The following is a 19,062-nucleotide window of genomic DNA, read 5'->3' as shown; positions in this document are numbered from 1 at the left end:
CGCCGCGTGACCCGGCGCGTCACCGTCGTCACCGCGGTCCACGCGCCGTCGGCCCGTTTCCTGCCGGAGGCGTACGGATCGCTCCGCGAGCAGCGGCTGCCGGACGGCTGGGAGTGGCGGTGGCTGATCCAGCAGGACGGGACCGGGGACGGCGTCCTGCCCTACGTCCCCGACGACGCACGGGTGTCCTTCCGGCAGGGCCGGGCCGGCGGCCCCGGGGTCGCCCGCACCATGGCCCTGGCACGGGCCGAGGGGCCGTACGTCAAGATCCTGGACGCCGACGACCAGCTGACGCCGGGGGCGCTGGCGCGTGACCTGGCGGCCCTGGAGGCCGACCCGGCCGTCGGCTGGGTCACCTCACGCGCCCTCGACCTGCTGCCCGACGGTACGACGGCCGGTTTTCCGGGAGATCCGCCGGAGGGCCCGGTCGAGCGCGGCGCGGTGCTCGACTTCTGGGCGGCGAACGGCTTCCGGGCCCAGGTCCACCCGGCCACCCTCTGCGTCCGCCGTGAACTGCTGCTCGCCCTCGGCGGCTGGATGGCGCTGCCCGCCTCCGAGGACACCGGGCTGCTGCTCGCGCTGAACGCGGTGAGCCGGGGCTGGTTCTCGGCCCAGGCCGGGCTGCTCTACCGCAAGTGGGAGGGCCAGGTCACCGGCCAGTCGGCCCACACCGCCCCGGCCGAGCGGGAGGCCCGCATGGCGGTGGTGGCGGCCCGGGCACGAGCGCTGGGGGAGTTCGGCTGGCGGTACGGCTGACCACTCACAGGCTCGCCGCGTCGATCCGGGAGAAGACCAGGTCGCTCTCCTCGGTGACCGGCCCCTCCCAGCGCACCGGCACCACGGGCTCGCCGTGCCGGGCGCGGGGGTAGCTGTCGGCCGCGTAGCTGTTGGCCAGCCGGTAGACGTGGTAGCCCGCGTCGGTCATGGTGCGCAGCAGGTCGTCGGCCGAGTCGCCCAGCCGGGCCATGCGCTCGGGGGTGACCTCGACGGTGATCTCGGCGTCCGGGCGCAGCTTCTCCAGCAGCGGGGCGAACCCGCGTACCACCGCCCCCTCGGCGCCCTCCACGTCGATCTTGACGACCCGGGCGGTCTCGATCTCCTCCGGCAGCAGCAGTTCGGGCAGCGGCGCGGCCTCGATGTCGAAGGTGGACTCGGCCGGTCCGTCCCAGGGGACGATGCTGTTGGCGCCCATGTTGCGGGAGCTGGCGAGCACGAAGGTCAGGGTGCGGTGGGCGTCGGAGACGGCGGCGTTGACCGCGCGGACGTTGCGGCAGCCGTTGAGCGCGCTCTGCTGCCGCAGTCGGCGGTGGAAGTCGGGGGAGGCCTCGACGGCGACCACCCTGCCCTGCGGGCCGACCAGGCGGGAGGCGAGGACGCTGAAGACGCCGATGTTGGCGCCGACGTCGACGAAGCAGTCCCCGGGCGCCAGCCGGCCGCACAGCCAGCGGGTCATGTGCGGCTCCCACACCCCGAAGAGGTAGAGGTAGCGCTGGATGAGGTCCTGGGTGTCGACGGCGAACCGGGCGCCGGTGAGCGTCTCCACGACGCGCCGGCGCGGGTGGTCGCGCAGGTAGGGGTTGAGCGCACGGGCGGCGACGGTCTTGCCCCAGGGGCGGGGGAAGTCGCGGACGTAGCGGCGGCCGAGGGTGGCCAGGAGTTCGGTGAGGTGCGTGCCGGTGCTGCTCATCCGCTAGTCGGTGACCTTCTTGCCGTCGATCCGGATCGCCTGGGAGGGGCAGCGCTCGGCGATGTCCCGGACCAGTTCGTCGTCCCCGGACTCCGCGCGTCCGGGCAGGACGAAACCGTACCCGTCCTCGAAACCGAACACAGCGGGCGCCCGGAAGGCGCACTCGCCGGATCCGTAGCAGACGTCGGCGTCGACGGAGACCTTCATGGATGGTCCCTGCCCAGCGGAACACCCGCTGAACCGGCTACGTGAACGGCAGCTCCAGCATCCGGATGGCGTTGCCGCGCAGCAGTTTGTACGCCACCTCCGGGGCCAGGCCGCCCACGTGCTCCTGGGCGACGCGTTTGGTCTCCGGCCAGGTCGAGTCGACGTGCGGGTAGTCCGTCTCGAAGGTCGCGTTGTCCACGCCGACGGTCTCGATCGCCTCGATGCCGTGCCGGTCGCGGAAGAAGCAGCAGAAGATCTGCCGGTAGTAGTAGGTCGACGGCGGCTCCGGGATCAGGTCCTTGACCCCGCCCCAGGCGCGGTGCTCCTCCCAGACGTCGTCGGCACGCTCCAGGGCGTACGGGATCCAGCCCATCTGTCCCTCGCTGTACGCCAGCTTGAGCCGGGGGAACTTCACCAGGACCCCGGAGAAGAGGAAGTCCATCATCGAGGCCATGGCGTTGTTGAAGCTCAGCGAGGCCTGCACGGCGGGCGGTGCGTCCGGGGAGGCGGCCGGCATCTGGGAGCTGCTGCCGATGTGCATGTTGACGACCGTCCCGGTCTCCTCGCAGGCCGCGAAGAACGGGTCCCAGTAACCGGAGTGGATGGACGGCAGGCCCAGGTAGGTGGGGATCTCGCTGAAGGTGACCGCGCGCACCCCCCGCGCGGCGTTGCGCCGGATCTCGGCGACGGCCAGGTCGATGTCCCACAGCGGGATCAGGCACAGCGGAATCAGCCGGCCGCCGCTGTCCCCGCACCACTCCTCCACCATCCAGTCGTTGTAGGCGCGGACACAGGCCAGCGCGACCTCCTTGTCCTCGGCCTCGGCGAAGGTCTGCCCGCAGAAACGGGGGAAGGTCGGGAAGCAGAGCGAGGCCTCGACATGGTTGACGTCCATGTCCTTGAGCCGTTCCTTCGGGTCCCAGCAGCCGGGCCGCATCTGCTCCCGGGTGATGCCGTCGAGCGTCATCTCGTCCCGGGAGAAACCGACCGCCGCGATGATGCGCTTGTACGGGAAGAGCAGGCCCTCGTACTCCCACCAGTCGGTGATCTGGCCCTGGGGGTCGGTGGTGAAGCGGTACTTGCCGCCGATGTAGGCGAGCTCACCGATGCCTGCGGTGAAGGGCTTGGGCCCCTTGTCGCGGTACTTGCCCGGCAGCCACCTGTCGAAGAGGTGCGCGGGCTCGATCACGTGGTCGTCCACGCTGATCACCCTGGGCAGATCCTGGGTGCCGGTCGCGTCGTCTGCCATGCCTACCCCCTGCTGCCTGCGGAGTCTCCGGTAGATCTGACGGTCCATCAGATACGTCGTCGGTCTTCAGGCTAGGCCCGCGAGCCGGTACCAGCAAGAGCCGCCGGACCCCTTGCGGCCCGCGCCGCCTTCCGCTGAACTGACGGATCGTCAGATGGGTACGGGATCCGGGGAGGGCGCGGGATGCGATCAGCCTTGCTGAGCGGTGCCGAATGGTTCGCGGTGCTCCGCATCGGGCTCGGACTGTGGTGGCTGGAGAGCTGGCGGCACAAGGACAAGAAGCAGTGGTTCGGCGGCGGAGGCATCAGGTGGGCGGCCGGAGTCGCGGAAAAACACCGCTGGCCGGCGGTCCGACGGGGCTTCGACACCGTCGTCGCGCCACGGCCCCGGCTGATGGCCTACGTGGTGGCGTACGCGGAACTCGCCCTGGGCCTCGGCCTGGTGTCCGGCTTCCTCACCCCGGTCGCACTGGTGGCCGGGTGCCTGCTCAACCTGGTCTACCTGATCCTCATGATCCACGACTGGGCGGAACAGGGACAGAACCTGATGATGGCCCTGATCTCCCTCACCGCCCTGTTCGCGATCAGCTGGCAGACCTGGTCCCTGGACAACACCCTGGGCCTGTTCGGCTGACCGGGGAACCGCCCCCAACGGCCCCGCCATCGAGGAGACACCACATGACCGGCCTCGCAGAGCCTCCCTCGACAGAAACCCCCGGAAACCTGCACGCGACCCGCGCCCGCAGCGCCTACGCACGGGCAGCCGCCACCTGCCACCACGCCGGGATCACCCCCGACGCCGCGCAGACCGTCCCCACGACCCCCGTCGGCCGGGCCGCGAACGCGCTCCGGCTGTCGGCCCAGTCCCTCACCGCCCTGGACGCGCCCGCGTCCGACCCGGCGGCAGCCGCCCGCTGCGCGCGCAACGCCGCCGCCACCGCGGCCCTGGCCGCACAGGTCGCCGAGGCCCTGGACGACAGCCCGGCGGCCGCCACGGCCCTGCGCGCCGCCCTCGCCGCGTCCCGGGCGGCCGCGACGGCGGCGGGCGGTACCGCGGCGGGACAGAACCCCGAGCTGAACGCGGCGGCCGAGGCCGCGGAGGAACACGCGGCCGCTACGGCACGCGCGGCAGGCTGGATACGGCCCTGAGACCACCGGCGGCACGACGGACCGCACGCCTTCCGAAGCGTGCCGCACGCCGACCCCGTGCCGTTCGGCGCCGGTCCCTCCCCACGTGGGGACCGGCGCCGAACGGCGCGGGTGACATCGGACCGCGCCCCTGAGGAGGACGGCCGGCTCGGTAGGCGAGAGCGGCTCCTGTCTTCCGGTCACTCCGGCGGGATCGCGCCGGGCGAAGGTGACCGAGAACGTGCGGTGCCGTGAGCTGTCCCTGCGACTGCTGAGCTGGTCGGCCCGTCGGGCGACCCCCGATTACCGCGTTGCTGGAACGAAATCCTGCCAGCCGAGGTGCACATCTGAGGAGGTCCGGACAGCCACCTCAAGGCTTCGCCGCAGGTCAGCCGTATAAAGTGAGTTTTCCGGTCCGGATGTTCAGCAGCGGGGGAAGTAAAGGGGTGGAGCACCTTGGGTCCCGATGCCGGGGCACGCACGGCCTTCGCGGAACGTCTCGCGCTGCTGTACAAGGAGGCCGGCAATCCTCCGCTCAAGCGCGTCGCCGAGGCGGTCGACCGGCTGCAGCGCATGGACGAGCGGGGCCGGCCCGTACGGGTCTCCGCCCAGCGCATCAGCGACTGGAGGCGGGCGAAGAACGTCCCCGCACAGTTCGCGGCGCTCTCCGCCGTGCTCCATGTCCTCATCCCGCAGGCCCGTCGCGTCCAACCGACACCGGTCTCCTCCGGGCTGTACGACCTGACGCAGTGGCAGAAGCTGTGGGAGCGGGCCGTGGCGGACCCGGTCGCCGAGACCGGCGTGCCGGAAGCGGCCGAGGAGACGGAACCGGCGCCGTCGGTCGACAGCGTCTGCCCGTACCGGGGTCTGGCCTCCTACCGGCGTGAGGACGCCCGCTGGTTCTTCGGCCGGGAACGCAGTACCGACGCCCTGGTCGCCCAGCTCCGCTCGGCGGAGGCGACCGGCGGTCTGGTCATGCTCGTCGGCGCCTCGGGCGCGGGAAAGTCCTCGCTGCTGAACGCCGGTCTGGTCACCGCGCTGCAGAACGGTGCCCTCGCCGAGGACGAGGGACGCCCGTCCGAGATCCTTCAACTGGTGCCGGGAGCGGACCCGGTGAAGGAACTGACCCGCCGGATACCCCAGCTGTCCGGCCTGCCGGAGCTGGACGACCCGGACGCCGTACGGGAAGCGGTCACGGCCTGGGCCCGACGGAAGCCCGAAGATGTTTCACGTGAAACACGGCCCACGAGGGCCGACACGGACCATCCGGCCGACGGTCCCACTGCGGCTGATGCCTCTCCTCCGACCGACGGTCCTCCTCCGCACCGCCCGGTCGTGATCGTGGACCAGTTCGAGGAAGCCTTCACCCTCTGCGCCGACGAGGCGGACCGCCGCACCTTCGTCCGGCTCCTGCACGCCGCCAGCACACCCGCCGCTCCCGGCCGGCAGGCTCCCGCCCTGGTCGTCGTCGGCATCCGCGCCGACTTCTACGAGCAGTGCCTCGGCTACCCGGAGCTGGCCGACGCGCTCCAGCACCGGCACATGGTGCTCGGCCCGCTGACCACCGCCGAACTGCGCGAGGCCGTGACCGGTCCCGCCAAGGCGGTGGGCCTGGAACTGGAGCCCGGTCTCGCCGAACTGATCGTCCGTGAGGTGAGCGCCGACGGCCCTCGCGGTGCCCATGACGCCGGTGTCCTCCCCCTCCTCTCCCACGCCCTGCTCGCCACCTGGCAGCGCCGCAAGGCGGGCCGGCTGACCCTGGCCGGTTACCGGGCGGCCGGCGGTATCCAGGGCGCCGTCGCCGCGACCGCCGAACGCGCCTGGTCCGGCCTCGACCCCGCCGCCCGTACCGCCGCCCGGCTGCTCCTGCTCCGCCTGGTCCGGCTCGGCGAGGACACCCAGGCGACCCGCAGACGCGGCACCCGGCGTCAGCTGGCCGCCGAGTCCACCGACCCGAACAAGACGGAGGAGTCCCTCGAAGCCCTCGTCCGGGCCCGGCTGGTGACGCTGGACGCGGACACCGTGGAGATCACCCATGAGGCACTGCTGCACGCCTGGCCCCGGCTGCGCGACTGGCTGGACGAGGACCGCAACGGCAACCTGCTGCGCCAGCGGCTGGAGGAGGACGGCCGGGCCTGGGACGAGTCGCACCACGACTCCGCACTCCTCTACAGGGGTTCACGGCTCGAACAGGCCCACGCCTGGGCGAAGTCGGCCGGTGACACCTTCCTGACCCGCAGCGCGGTGGAGTTCCTGGCGGCCTCGGTCCGGCTGCGCCGGCGGACGGTCTGGCTCAGCCGGGCCGCGGTGTCGGCGCTGGTCGTGCTCGCGGTGCTGGCCGCCGGTTCCGCGGTGGTCGCCCGGCAGCAGCGGGACGACGCGGTGTTCGAGCAGGTGGTCGCGGAGGCCGACCGGTTCCAGTACTCGGACCCGTCGCTCTCCGCCCAGCTGGACCTGGTGGCCCACCGGCTGCGCCAGGACGACGAGGGTGCCGCCAACCGCCTGATCTCGATCGTGAACGCTCCCCTCGCCACCCCGCTCCTCGGCCACACCGGCGCCGTCTACCTGACCTCCTTCAGCCCCGACGGCAAGATCCTGGCCACCGCCGCCTACGACCGCACGGTCCGGCTGTGGGACGTCAGCGACCCGACCCGGCCCGCACCCCTGGGCGCGCCACTGCGCGGCCACACCAGCTGGGTCTCCAGCGCGGTCTTCAGTCCGGACGGCAAGACCCTGGCCAGCGCCGGCGACGACGGCACGGTCCGCCTGTGGGACGTCTCCGACCCGAAGCACCCCGCCCTCCTGGGCTCACCCCTGGACGGCCACGACGGCACCGTCTACCTGGCCTCCTTCAGCCCGGACGGCCGGACCCTGGCCACCGCGGACGAGGACCACACCGTCCGCCTGTGGGACGTGCGCGACCCGCGTCACCCCGCGTCGCTGGGCACCCTCACCGGCCACACCGAGGCGGTGCGGTCCATCGCGTTCAGCCCCGACGGCCACACGCTCGCGGCCGGCAGCGACGACAACGCGATCCTGCTCTACGACGTCTCCGACGTCCGGCACCCCGAGCGCGTCGGCCCTGCGCTGCTCGGCCACTCCATGACCGTGCACTCCGTGGCCTTCAGCCCGGACGGCCGGACGCTGGCCAGCGGCAGCAAGGACGACACCGTACGGCTGTGGGACGTCTCCGACCGGGCCCACGCCAAGGCCCTGGGCGGGCCGCTCACCGGCCACACCGGGCCCGTCTGGTCGGTGGCCTTCAGTCCCGACGGCTCCATGCTGGCGGCGGGCAGCGCGGATTCCACGGCCAGCCTGTGGAACGTCGACAACCCGGCGTTCCCCTCCCAGGTGGGCGAGCCGCTCGCGGGGAGCAGCGGCGAGATGTACGCCGTGGGCTGGAGCCCGGACGGGCACACCCTCGCCACCGGCAGCGGAGACGGCAAGGTGCGGCTGTGGTCGGTTCCGGGGACGGACATGATCGGTGAGGCGGGGACGTTCAGCCCGGACGGACGCGTCCTCGCCACCGGTGGCGGCGACAGCCGGATGCGGCTGTGGAACATCTCGGATCCGGCGCGGCCGAGGGGACTCGGCGAACCGTTCCGGACCGGCTGGCGGGACCTGCGCTCGATGGTCTTCACCCGCGACGGCCGCACCCTGGTCATCCTGACCGGCGAGAACAACGTCAACTGGGTACAGCTGTGGAACGTCTCCGACCCCGCGCACCCCGCCCAGTACGGCGCACCGATCCGGCTGGACACCCGGTACGCGGGCTCCGACGCGCTGGCGCTGAGCCCCGACGGGCACACCGTGGCCGCCGACTACGACGACCGCACCGTCCAGCTCCTGGACATCTCGGACCCGGCCCGGCCCAGGCGCCTCGGCGCACCCCTGGGGGGCCACACCGGTTACGTCAACGCGCTCGTCTTCAGCCCGGACGGCCGGACCCTGGCCAGCGGCAGCGCGGACGGCACGGTCCGCCTGTGGGACGTCTCCGACCCGGCGCACGCCAAGGCCCTCGGCACCCCCCTCACCGGCCATCTGGGCCCCATCAACACCCTGGCCTACAGCCCCGACGGGCACACCCTGGCCAGCGGCAGCGACGACGACACGGTCCGGCTGTGGGACGTCTCCGACCCGACGCACGCGACCCGGCCGGCCGCGGTCCTCACCGGCCACACGGAGGCCGTCGTCTCCCTGACCTTCAGCCGGGACGGCCGGACCCTGGCCAGCGGCGGCAACGACAACACGGTCCGCCTGTGGAGCGTCTCCGACCCCGGCTCCGCCCACCCCATCGGCCAGTCGATGAGCCCCAACGCCAAGACCGGCAACTTCCTCTCCTTCGGCCCGCGCAGCGACATGCTGGGCGTCTCCAGCGGCGCCGACACGGTCCGCCTGTGGAGCCTGGACGTCGACCATGCGGTCACCCGGATCTGCTCGGCCACCCGCAACGTCCTCACCCCGGCCAGATGGCGCGAGTACCTCCCCCGCCTCACCTACGACCCGCCCTGTGACGACTGATCCCTACCCACTCGCGACCACGCATGAGTGATCCCGATCACAACTGCTCAGAACGGCCGAGAAGTTGACTCCCACCGCACAGGTCACCTTGTTAGGCTGGACACAGCCCGATCGCTGGCGCATCCCCCGTCGCCAGCGGTCGGGTTTTTCCGTGCCCCCACCCTGCCCCCCGTCCGCACGCCCCACCACGGAGACGGAACGCAGAAGACCCCCGGTCCTGCTGGACCGGGGGTCTTCTCGCTGGTGGGGCTAACAGGATTTGAACCTGTGGCCTCATCCTTATCAGGGATGCGCTCTAACCAACTGAGCTATAGCCCCGCCGCGCTCTGCGGTGTGTGTCCCGCGCGCTGACTCCTGAAGATTAGCGCACGACCGGGGCAGTCCCAAAATCGGTTGTCGGAGGACCGACAGGAGACGTTTGAACCCCGGTCACTCGTCCTCGGCCAAGGTCAGCTCGACACCGCCGACGAAGCCCGCGGAGAGGTTGTAGATGAACGCGCCGAGGGTCGCCAGCGCCGTGGCCAGGACGACGTCGATGACCGCGATGATCGCCGTGAACATCAGGACGTGCGGCAGGGACAGGAACGACTGGAGGTCGAAGCCGTTCGACTCGTTGGAGCCGGTCGCCTCCGAGATCGTGCCGCCGACCGTCGAGAACACCCCCATGGCGTCCAGCACCATCCACAGCACCGCGGCCGCCACGATCGAGCAGATGCCCAGCGCGATGGAGAGCAGGAAGCTGACCTTCATCACCGACCACGGGTCGGCCTTGGCGACCCGCAGCCGGGCCTTGCGGGTGCGCGGCGCGGTGCGCGTACCGGCGCCGGTGCGGGGCCGTCGTACCGCCCCCGCGGGCGCCTGCGCGGCCTCCGCCGCCGGGTAGGCCTGCGGCGGGTGGTACGGCCCGGCGGCCTGCTCCGTGCGCCGTTCCCCGGGCAGCGGGGAAGGGGCCTGCTGCGGCGACTTCGCGGCCGCCGGCTGGGCCCCCGGCACCCCCGGTCCTCGGCTGTCGGTCACGGTTGCCCCCTGGGTTCCCTGCCCGTCCGGCGCGGCCGGCTTCGTGGGCGCCTTGATCGCCTTCAGCTGGGTGGTGTGCGTGTCCGTCTGCTGCGGCTGCGCCGCACCGCCCCCGCCGGACGCGGCGGAGCCACGGCCGCCGCCGTCCGCATCCGTACCCGTAGAGGTACCGGCCGATCCGGCGCCCGTGGCTCCGCTCACGATGACTCACTCCTCGTGCCTACTCGGCCGAGGGCGCCTCACCCTCGTCCGTGCCGCTGGTCGCGACACCCTCGGCGGACTCGTCCACGGCGTCCTCGCCGTCGACTTCCTCCGCCTCGCTGCCGGCCTCGGCGTTACGTGCGATACCGACGACGGCATCGCGCTTGCCCAGGTTGATCAGTTGGACGCCCATGGTGTCACGGCCCGTCTCCCTGACCTCGCTGACTCGCGTGCGAATCACACCGCCGGACAGGGTGATGGCGAGGATCTCGTCGTTCTCCTCGACGATCAGCGCGCCGACCAGCGAACCGCGGTCCTCCACGATCTTGGCGGCCTTGATGCCGAGGCCGCCGCGGCCCTGGACGCGGTACTCGTCGACACGGGTCCGCTTCGCGTACCCCCCGTCGGTGGCAGTGAACACGAACGTACCGGGTCGAACAACATTCATCGACAGAAGTTCATCCCCCTCGCGGAAACTCATGCCCTTGACACCGGAGGTGGCCCGGCCCATGGGACGCAGAGTGTCGTCGGAGGCGGTGAACCTGATCGACTGTGCCTTCTTGCTGATCAGCAGCAGATCATCGTCCGCGGAGACCAGTTCGGCACCGATCAGTTCGTCGTCGGAACCGTCCTCGCGCTCCCGCAGGTTGATCGCGATCACACCGCCGGAGCGAGGCGAATCGTAATCCTTCAGAGGCGTCTTCTTGACCAGACCGGCCTTGGTGGCGAGCACCAGGTAGTCCGCCGCGTCGTAGTCGCGGATCGCGAGGATCTCGGCGATCGCCTCGTCCGGCTGGAAGGCCAGCAGGTTCGCCACGTGCTGACCGCGTGCGTCCCGGCCGGCGTCCGGCAGTTCGTAGGCCTTCGCGCGGTACACCCGGCCCTTGTTGGTGAAGAACAGCAGCCAGTGGTGCGTGGTCGAGACGAAGAAGTGGTCGACGATGTCGTCTTCCTTCAGCTTCGTGCCGCGCACACCCTTGCCGCCGCGCTTCTGCGCCCGGTAGTCGTCCGTCTTGGTGCGCTTGACGTAGCCGCCGCGCGAGACGGTGACCACGATGTCCTCCTCGGCGATCAGGTCCTCGATGGACATGTCACCGTCGTAGGGCACCAGCATGGTCTTGCGGTCGTCGCCGTACTTCTCGACGATCGCCGCCAGTTCCTCGCTGACGATGCCCCGCTGGCGCACCGGCGAGGCCAGGATCGCGTTGTACTCGGTGATCTTCGCCTGGAGTTCGTCGTGCTCCTGGATAATCTTCTGGCGCTCCAGGGCGGCCAGCCGGCGCAGCTGCATCTCCAGAATGGCGTTCGCCTGGATCTCGTCGATCTCCAGGAGCTCCATCAGGCCGGTGCGCGCGATCTCGACCGTGTCACTGGCCCGGATCAGCGCGATGACCTCGTCGATCGCGTCCAGCGCCTTGAGCAGGCCGCGCAGGATGTGCGCCCGCTCCTCGGCCTTGCGCAGCCGGAAGCGCGTCCGGCGGACGATGACCTCGATCTGGTGCGTCACCCAGTGCCGGATGAACGCGTCCAGCGAGAGGGTGCGCGGCACGCCGTCGACCAGGGCCAGCATGTTGGCGCCGAAGTTGGTCTGCAGGTCGGTGTGCTTGTACAGGTTGTTCAGGACGACCTTGGCGACCGCGTCCCGCTTCAGCACGATGACCAGGCGCTGGCCGGTACGCGACGAGGTCTCGTCACGGACGTCCGCGATGCCGCCGATCTTGCCGTCCTTCACCAGGTCGGCGATCTTCTGCGCCAGGTTGTCGGGGTTGACCTGGTACGGCAGCTCCGTGACCACCAGGCACTGGCGGTTCTGGATCTCCTCGACCTCGACGACCGCGCGCATGGTGATCGAGCCGCGGCCGGTGCGGTACGCCTCCTCGATGCCCTTGCGGCCGACGACCAGCGCGCCGGTCGGGAAGTCCGGGCCCTTGATCCGCTCGATCAGCGCGTCCAGCAGCTCCTCGTGGGAGGCCTCGGGGTTCTCCAGGTACCACTGGGCGCCCGCCGCGACCTCGCGCAGGTTGTGCGGCGGGATGTTGGTGGCCATGCCGACCGCGATGCCGGCGGAGCCGTTGATCAGCAGGTTCGGGAAGCGGGACGGCAGGACGGTCGGCTCCTGGGAGCGGCCGTCGTAGTTGTCCGTGAAGTCGACGGTCTCCTCGTCGATGTCGCGGACCATCTCCATCGACAGCGGCGCCATCTTGCACTCGGTGTACCGCATGGCGGCCGCCGGGTCGTTGCCCGGGGAGCCGAAGTTGCCGTTGGAGTCGACCAGCGGCATGCGCATCGACCAGGGCTGGGCCAGGCGGACCAGGGCGTCGTAGATGGAGGAGTCGCCGTGCGGGTGGTAGTTGCCCATGACGTCGCCGACGACACGGGCGCACTTGTAGAAGCCGCGCTCGGGGCGGTAGCCGCCGTCGTACATCGCGTACAGCACGCGCCGGTGGACGGGCTTGAGACCGTCCCGGACGTCGGGCAGCGCGCGGGAGACGATGACGGACATCGCGTAGTCGAGGTACGAGCGCTGCATCTCCGTCTCGAGCCCGACGGGCTCGATCCGCATCACGACGTCGCCGCCCTCTTCAGGGGTGACAGGAGTGTTCTCGTCGGCCATTGCTGGTGAAGATCCTTCCTGGTGCGGTCAGCTGAGACCGACTCAGATGTCGAGGAAGCGGACGTCCTTGGCGTTGCGCTGGATGAACTGGCGGCGGGCCTCGACGTCCTCGCCCATCAGGACCGAGAACAGGTCGTCGGCCTGGGCGGCGTCGTCGAGGGTGACCTGGCCGAGGACGCGGTGGTCGACGTCCATCGTGGTCACGCGCAGCTCCTCGGCGTTCATCTCGCCGAGACCCTTGAAGCGCTGGATCGAGTCCTCGCGGACGCGCTTGCCGCGCTGCCGGCCCAGCTCCAGGAGGGCGTCGCGTTCGCGGTCCGAGTACGCGTACTCGACCTCGTCCCGACCCCACTTGATCTTGTAGAGCGGGGGCCGCGACAGGAACACGTGCCCGGCCTCGACCAGCGGCCGCATGAAGCGGAACAGGAACGTCAGCAGCAGGGTGTTGATGTGCTGGCCGTCGACGTCGGCGTCCGCCATCAGGATGATCTTGTGATAGCGGAGCTTCGAGATGTCGAAGTCCTCGTGCACACCCGTGCCGAACGCGGAGATCAGCGCCTGGATCTCCTGGTTCTGCAGGATCTTGTCGATCCGCGCCTTCTCGACGTTGAGGATCTTGCCCCGGATCGGGAGGATCGCCTGGTACTGCGGGTTGCGGCCGGACTTGGCCGAGCCGCCCGCGGAGTCACCCTCGACGATGAAGATCTCGCACTTGGTGGGGTCGTTCGACTGGCAGTCGGAGAGCTTGCCCGGCAGCGACGCGCTCTCCAGCAGGCCCTTGCGGCGGGTCAGGTCGCGCGCCTTGCGGGCCGCCACACGCGCGGTGGCCGCCTGAATGCCCTTGCGGACGATGTCCGCGGCCTCCACCGGGTTGCGGTCCAGCCAGTCGTTCAGGTGCTCGTAGACCGCCTTCTGCACGAAGGTCTTGGCCTCCGTGTTGCCCAGCTTGGTCTTCGTCTGGCCCTCGAACTGCGGCTCGCTCAGCTTGACCGAGATGATCGCGGTCAGGCCCTCGCGGATGTCGTCACCGGTGAGGTTGTCGTCCTTCTCGCGGAGCAGCTTCTTGTCGCGCGCGTACTTGTTGATCAGCGAGGTCAGCGCCGCCCGGAAGCCCTCCTCGTGAGTACCGCCCTCATGCGTGTGGATGATGTTGGCGAACGAGTACACGCCCTCGCTGTAGCCGCTGTTCCACTGCATGGCGACCTCGAGGGACAGGCTCTTGTCCCGGTCCTCGGCCTCCAGGTCGATCACGGTCTGGTGCACCACGTCCCCCTTGCGGGAGTTGAGGTACTTCACGAAGTCGACGATGCCGCCCTCGTAGTGGTACGTGACCGTCTTGACCTCGGACTTCTCGTCCGCGCCCGCCTCGTCCGCCCCGGCGACCGCCTTCGCCGACTCGCGCTCGTCGGTGAGCCGGATCGTCAGGCCCTTGTTGAGGAACGCCATCTCCTGGAAGCGCCGCGAGAGCGTCTCGAAGGAGTACTCGGTGGTCTCGAAGATGTCCGGGTCCGCCCAGAACGTGACCGAGGTGCCGGTCTCGCTCGTCTCCTCGTGCTGCGCCAGCGGAGCCGTCGGGACGCCCAGCTTGTAGTCCTGCGTCCAGCGGTGACCGTCGGTCCTGATCTCGACGGACACCCGGGAGGACAGCGCGTTCACGACGGACACGCCCACACCGTGCAGACCGCCGGAGACCGCGTAGCCGCCGCCGCCGAACTTGCCGCCCGCGTGCAGCACGGTCAGCACGACCTCGACGGCCGGCTTGCCCTCGGACGCCACGATGCCGACCGGGATGCCACGGCCGTTGTCGACGACGCGCACGCCGCCGTCGGCCAGGATCGTCACGTCGATGGTGTCCGCGTGACCCGCCAGAGCCTCGTCGACGGAGTTGTCCACGACTTCGTAGACCAGGTGGTGCAGACCGCGCTCACCGGTGGAACCGATGTACATACCGGGTCGCTTGCGGACCGCGTCCAGCCCTTCGAGCACGGTGATGGCGCTGGCGTCGTACGAGGCGGTGACCTCACCGTTCGCGCCGGCGTCGGTGGACGGGATGTTCTCGTTGGGGTTGCCGGAATCGGCCACGAAGCGCCCTTTCTGGCACTGGCACAGCACGAGCCGGACTCCTGGGGGTCACCCCCGTGACGAGGGCTGCCGGAGCGGCTGCGGCATGTTGCGTTGGTAAGCCTTGATCAGCGTTGCTCAGCTTTTCCCGGACGGTCCCCACGTTCGGGGCGGGATTGTCCCCCAGTCTACCGGTAGCGCCGACAGTGATGGGGGTTTGCCGGTACCTGAGTCCGCATGTGCCGCCCTGAACCCGCCTCCGCCGACTCCCGATATACGGATGGGGGCTCCAAGAGGCTCACGGCGGCACTCAGCGCTTCCAGCTGTCAACCCTTGGCTACTCCGGGGTCAGGTCGCGATTCGCAACCGCGTGCGGTCGCACGACGACCGGCCGGGACGGCCGTACGACGGCACCACACCCGGCTGCGAGCGTGACGTAAGTCACCCGTAGGTATCGCCCGGACCCGTGCTCCCAGGAGCGCGCAGCGGGCCGTAGCGGCGCACCGGGCCCCCCGGATTCAGCACCTTGATCACGCGTACCGTGCCGTGCCCCAGGTCCTCGTTCAGACGTGCCACCAGCGCGGGCGCGAGATGCCTCAGCTGGGTCGCCCAGGCCGTCGAGTCGCACTGCACCACCAGCACCCGCTCGTCCTCGTCGTACCGCTGCGGCACACAGTGCTTGGCGAGGTCCTCGCCGACGATCTGCGGCCAGCGGCCCATCACGCCCCCGACCGCGGCCGGCGCCTCCCAGCCGCGCTCCGTGATGAGCCGGTTGATGGCGGATCCGAGCGCCATGGGGTCACGGCCGTCGGCGCGCGCGCCGGAGCGCAGACCACCGCGCCGCGCCTGCTTCTTCTGCTGCGCCGCGTCACCCCGCGCGCGTGCCGCCTCCTTCGCCGCCCTGAGCGCCACCCGCGCGAGGTCGACGCCGGACGGCTCCTGCCGGTCTCCGGGAGCGGGCCCGTCGGTGCTCATACGCGCTCCACCGTCCCGTCCGCCACCGCGTACCGCGCACCGGCGAGCACATGCGGCACGTCGTCGTCCACGGCCGCGGTGACCAGCACCTGCTCGCCGGGCGCCACCAACTCCGCCAGCCGCTCGCGGCGCCTGGCGTCCAGCTCGGCGAACACGTCGTCGAGCACCAGCACCGGCTCGTTGCCCTCGGCGCGCAGCAGGTCGTAAGAGGCGAGGCGCAGCGCCAGCGCGTACGACCACGACTCCCCGTGCGAGGCGTACCCCTTGGCGGGCAGCTGCCCCAGCTTGAGCACCAGATCGTCGCGGTGCGGTCCGACCAGCGTCACCCCCCGCTCGATCTCCTGCTTGCGGGCGTCCGCGAGCGCCGCCATCAGCTGGGCGTACAGATCCTCGCGCGCGTGCGCCTCGCCCGGCGCCGACGGCCTGTACTCCAGCGCGACCGGGCCGCCCCCCGGGGCCAGCTGCTCGTACGCCTTGTCGGCGAGCGGCCGGAGCGCGGCGATCAGATCCAGCCGCTGGGCCAGCAGCTCTGCGCCGGCCCGCGCGAGGTGCTGGTCCCACACGTCCAGCGTGGACAGGTCCATGGCACGCCCACCGTGCCGCCGGGCCAGCGCCGCCGACTTCAACAGGGTGTTCCGCTGCTTGAGGACGCGCTCGTAGTCGGACCGCACCCCGGCCATCCGCGGGGAACGAGCCGTGATCAGCTCGTCGAGGAACCGCCGCCGCTCCCCGGGATCACCCTTCACCAGGGCGAGGTCCTCGGGCGCGAACAGCACGGTCCGTACGATCCCCAGCACGTCCCGCGGCCTGACCTGCGAGGACCTGTTGATGCGGGCACGGTTGGACTTGCCGGGGTTCAGCTCCAGTTCGACCAGCTGCTGCCGGTCGCCCTGCCTGACCTGCGCCCGGACGACCGCGCGCTCGGCGCCCATGCGGATCAGGGGGGCGTCGGTGGCGACCCGGTGGCTGCCGAGGGTGGCGAGGTAGCCGACGGCCTCGACCAGGTTGGTCTTGCCCTGGCCGTTGGGTCCGACGAAGGCGGTGACGCCCGGGTCGAGCGGGACCTCGACCCGGGCGTAGGAGCGGAAGTCGGCCAGCGACAGATGCGTGACGTGCATGGTGGTTTCGCCGGCCTCCCCGTGCCCTGCTGTTTCGTCCCTGCCCGGGGTTGCCCCGGTGTTACTTCGCCTCTACGGCGTGGCCGCCGAACTGGTTGCGCAGCGCGGCGATCATCTTCATCTGCGGCGAGTCGTCCTGGCGGGACGCGAACCGCGCGAACAGCGAGGCGGTGATCGCGGGCAGCGGCACCGCGTTGTCTATCGCGGCCTCCACGGTCCACCGGCCCTCGCCGGAGTCCTGGGCGAAGCCCTTCAGCCGGTCCAGGTGCTCGTCCTCGTCGAGGGCGTTCACCGCGAGGTCGAGCAGCCAGGAACGGATGACGGTGCCCTCCTGCCAGGAGCGGAAGACCTCGCGCACGTCCGTGACGGAGTCGACCTTCTCCAGGAGCTCCCAGCCCTCAGCGTAGGCCTGCATCATCGCGTACTCGATGCCGTTGTGGACCATCTTCGCGAAGTGCCCCGCACCGACCTTGCCGGCGTGCACCGAACCGAAGTCGCCCGCGGGCTTCAGCGCGTCGAAGACGGGCCGCACCTTCTCGACGTGCTCGGCGTCGCCGCCGTACATCAGGGCGTAGCCGTTCTCCAGGCCCCAGACGCCGCCGGAGACCCCACAGTCGACGAAGCCGATGCCCTTGGCCGCCAGCTGCTCCGCGTGCCGCTCGTCGTCCGTCCAGCGCGAGTTGCCGCCGTCGACGACCACGTCGCCGGGGGCCAGGAGTTCGGCCAGCTCGTCGACGGTGGACTGGGTCGGGGCCCCGGCCGGGACCATCACCCACACCACGCGCGGCCCGCTGAGCTTGCCCACAAGCTCCTCCAGGCTGTGGACATCGGCGAGGTCCGGGTTGCGGTCGTATCCGACGACGGTGTGGCCCGCGCGGCGGATCCGCTCGCGCATGTTGCCGCCCATCTTGCCGAGGCCGACGAGACCGAGCTCCATCAGTTGTTCCTTAGGTCGCGGTGTGGCAGGAGGGACACGTTCGTGCCCGCACCCGAGCCTAATCCCGGCCCTTTGCGCACAGTTGTGGGCATAGGCGCTCACTGGGGAAAACCACCGCGCCACGGTGCCGGGTACCCACAGGAGGCACCCGGCACCGTGCACAGCTGTGGACAACTCAGCCGCTGAGACGCACCGGCATGATCAGGTACTTGTAGGCCTCGTCCGCCTCGGCGTCCAGCGCCGGCTTGCCGCTGAGCAGCGCGGGCTTGGTGGACGTCGTGAACGACAGCTGGGCGACCGGCGAGTCGATCGCGCTCAGGCCGTCGAGCAGGAACGTCGGGTTGAAGGCGATGGAGATGTCGTCGCCCTCCAGCTGGGCGTCAACCCTTTCCACAGCCTGTGCGTCGTCGCTGGAACCGGCCTCCAGGATCAGCACGCCCTGCTCGAAGCTGAGCCGCACCGGAGTGTTCCGCTCGGCGACCAGCGCGACGCGCTTGACGGCCTCCACGAAGGGGGCGGTCTCGATCACGGCGACGGAGTTGAACTCGGTCGGGAACAGCGTGCGGTACTTCGGCAGGTCCCCTTCGAGCAGCCGCGTGGTCGTACGACGGCCCGCGCCCTCGAAACCGATCAGCCCCTCGCCCGCACCGGAGCCGGAGAGCGCCAGGATGACGCTGTCGCCGCTCGTGAGGGCCTTGGCGGTGTCCAGGAGCGTCTTGGCGGGCACCAGGGCCACCGCGGAGGTCTCCGGGTTCTCCGGCTTCCACAGGAACTCACGGACCGCGAAGCGGTAGCGGTCGGTGGAGGCCAGGGTGACCGTGTCGCCCTCGATCTCGATGCGCACACCGGTCAGCACCGGCAGCGTGTCGTCACGGCCGGCCGCGATGGCCACCTGGGCGACGGCGGAGGCGAAGACCTCGCCGGGGACGGTGCCCGTGGCGTTCGGCATCTGCGGCAGCGAGGGGTACTCCTCCACCGGCAGCGTGTGCAGCGTGAACCGCGAGGATCCACAGACCACCGTCGCCCGCACACCGTCTGTGGAGATCTCCACGGGCCGGTTGGGGAGCGCACGGCAGATGTCGGCGAGCAGCCGGCCGGAGACCAGGACCGTGCCCTCCTCCTCGACCTCGGTCTCGACGCTGACCCGCGCGGACACCTCGTAGTCGAAGCTGGACAGGCTCAGCTGACCGTCCTCGGCCCTCAGGAGCAGGCCGGCGAGGACCGGCGCCGGCGGACGGGCCGGGAGGCTGCGTGCCGCCCAGGCCACTGCCTCCGCGAGTACGTCGCGTTCCACCCGGATCTTCACCTAAGCCGCCTCCTGCTGTTGCCGGCGCTTCTCGCCCTGCTT

At 70.7% G+C, this 19,062-nt stretch carries 14 protein-coding genes and 1 tRNA gene; 4 read left to right on the top strand and 11 right to left on the bottom strand.

Going from position 1 to position 19,062, the window contains the following annotated elements; genetic code table 11:
* Positions 1-6: 6 nt before the first annotated feature.
* The gene (locus tag AB0G52_RS03520; protein ID WP_361333285.1) at positions 7-756 is read left to right on the top strand and encodes a glycosyltransferase family 2 protein; all 750 of its coding nucleotides are present in this window, start codon (positions 7-9) and stop codon (positions 754-756) included.
* A 4-nt stretch (positions 757-760) separates the two neighbouring features.
* Here AB0G52_RS03520 and AB0G52_RS03515 read toward each other — a convergent pair whose 3' ends face one another.
* From AB0G52_RS03515 to AB0G52_RS03505, 3 genes are read right to left on the bottom strand one after another with little or no spacing between them, the layout of a single operon-like run.
* Positions 761-1,687, bottom strand: a complete 927-nt coding sequence (locus AB0G52_RS03515; RefSeq protein ID WP_132888360.1) for an FkbM family methyltransferase — start codon at positions 1,685-1,687, stop codon at positions 761-763.
* A 3-nt stretch (positions 1,688-1,690) separates the two neighbouring features.
* On the bottom strand, positions 1,691-1,894 hold the full coding sequence (locus tag AB0G52_RS03510; RefSeq protein ID WP_132888359.1) for a ferredoxin: 204 nt from the start codon (positions 1,892-1,894) through the stop codon (positions 1,691-1,693).
* Between the two features lie 37 nt (positions 1,895-1,931).
* Positions 1,932-3,143: an amidohydrolase family protein gene (locus AB0G52_RS03505; RefSeq protein WP_361333281.1), complete on the bottom strand. Its 1,212-nt coding sequence runs from the start codon at positions 3,141-3,143 to the stop codon at positions 1,932-1,934.
* 183 nt (positions 3,144-3,326) lie between these two features.
* Between AB0G52_RS03505 and AB0G52_RS03500 the strand changes: the two genes are divergently transcribed.
* The 3 genes from AB0G52_RS03500 (at position 3,327) to AB0G52_RS03490 (ending at position 8,791) form a co-directional block, all read left to right on the top strand.
* Positions 3,327-3,776: a DoxX family membrane protein gene (locus AB0G52_RS03500; RefSeq protein WP_361333278.1), complete on the top strand. Its 450-nt coding sequence runs from the start codon at positions 3,327-3,329 to the stop codon at positions 3,774-3,776.
* 44 nt (positions 3,777-3,820) lie between these two features.
* Complete coding sequence (locus tag AB0G52_RS03495; RefSeq protein WP_132888356.1) at positions 3,821-4,291, top strand: hypothetical protein; 471 nt, start codon at positions 3,821-3,823, stop codon at positions 4,289-4,291.
* Positions 4,292-4,726: 435 nt separating this feature from the next.
* On the top strand, positions 4,727-8,791 hold the full coding sequence (locus AB0G52_RS03490) for a WD40 repeat domain-containing protein (protein WP_361333275.1): 4,065 nt from the start codon (positions 4,727-4,729) through the stop codon (positions 8,789-8,791).
* 241 nt (positions 8,792-9,032) lie between these two features.
* Here the strand turns inward: AB0G52_RS03490 and AB0G52_RS03485 are convergent.
* The 8 genes from AB0G52_RS03485 to dnaN all read right to left on the bottom strand — a co-directional run bounded on the left by AB0G52_RS03485 (position 9,033) and on the right by dnaN (position 19,020).
* Positions 9,033-9,109, bottom strand: a tRNA-Ile gene (locus AB0G52_RS03485).
* 111 nt (positions 9,110-9,220) lie between these two features.
* Entirely contained in the window at positions 9,221-10,009 is a 789-nt protein-coding gene (locus AB0G52_RS03480; protein ID WP_132888354.1) for a DUF3566 domain-containing protein, read from the bottom strand.
* Positions 10,010-10,028: 19 nt separating this feature from the next.
* Positions 10,029-12,623: a DNA gyrase subunit A gene (gene gyrA / locus AB0G52_RS03475; RefSeq protein ID WP_132888353.1), complete on the bottom strand. Its 2,595-nt coding sequence runs from the start codon at positions 12,621-12,623 to the stop codon at positions 10,029-10,031.
* 42 nt (positions 12,624-12,665) lie between these two features.
* Positions 12,666-14,705: a DNA topoisomerase (ATP-hydrolyzing) subunit B gene (gyrB, locus tag AB0G52_RS03470; RefSeq protein ID WP_132888352.1), complete on the bottom strand. Its 2,040-nt coding sequence runs from the start codon at positions 14,703-14,705 to the stop codon at positions 12,666-12,668.
* 420 nt (positions 14,706-15,125) lie between these two features.
* Complete coding sequence (locus AB0G52_RS03465; RefSeq protein ID WP_132888350.1) at positions 15,126-15,659, bottom strand: DciA family protein; 534 nt, start codon at positions 15,657-15,659, stop codon at positions 15,126-15,128.
* Positions 15,656-16,777 (bottom strand): DNA replication/repair protein RecF, encoded by a 1,122-nt coding sequence (gene recF / locus AB0G52_RS03460; protein ID WP_132888349.1) that lies wholly within the window; start codon positions 16,775-16,777, stop codon positions 15,656-15,658. The genes AB0G52_RS03465 and recF overlap by 4 nt, the downstream gene beginning before the upstream one ends.
* 61 nt (positions 16,778-16,838) lie before the next feature.
* The gene (gnd, locus tag AB0G52_RS03455; RefSeq protein ID WP_132888348.1) at positions 16,839-17,714 is read right to left on the bottom strand and encodes a phosphogluconate dehydrogenase (NAD(+)-dependent, decarboxylating); all 876 of its coding nucleotides are present in this window, start codon (positions 17,712-17,714) and stop codon (positions 16,839-16,841) included.
* A gap of 175 nt (positions 17,715-17,889) precedes the next feature.
* On the bottom strand, positions 17,890-19,020 hold the full coding sequence (dnaN, locus tag AB0G52_RS03450) for a DNA polymerase III subunit beta (protein ID WP_132888347.1): 1,131 nt from the start codon (positions 19,018-19,020) through the stop codon (positions 17,890-17,892).
* Positions 19,021-19,062 lie beyond the last annotated feature (42 nt).

It is taken from the genome of Streptomyces sp. NPDC021562 (genome assembly GCF_040640875.1).
In the GTDB taxonomy this organism is placed as follows: Bacteria; Actinomycetota; Actinomycetes; order Streptomycetales; family Streptomycetaceae; genus Streptomyces.
The sequence above is the reverse complement of the archived record's forward strand: the minus strand, read 5'-3'. Positions and strand labels throughout refer to the sequence as shown.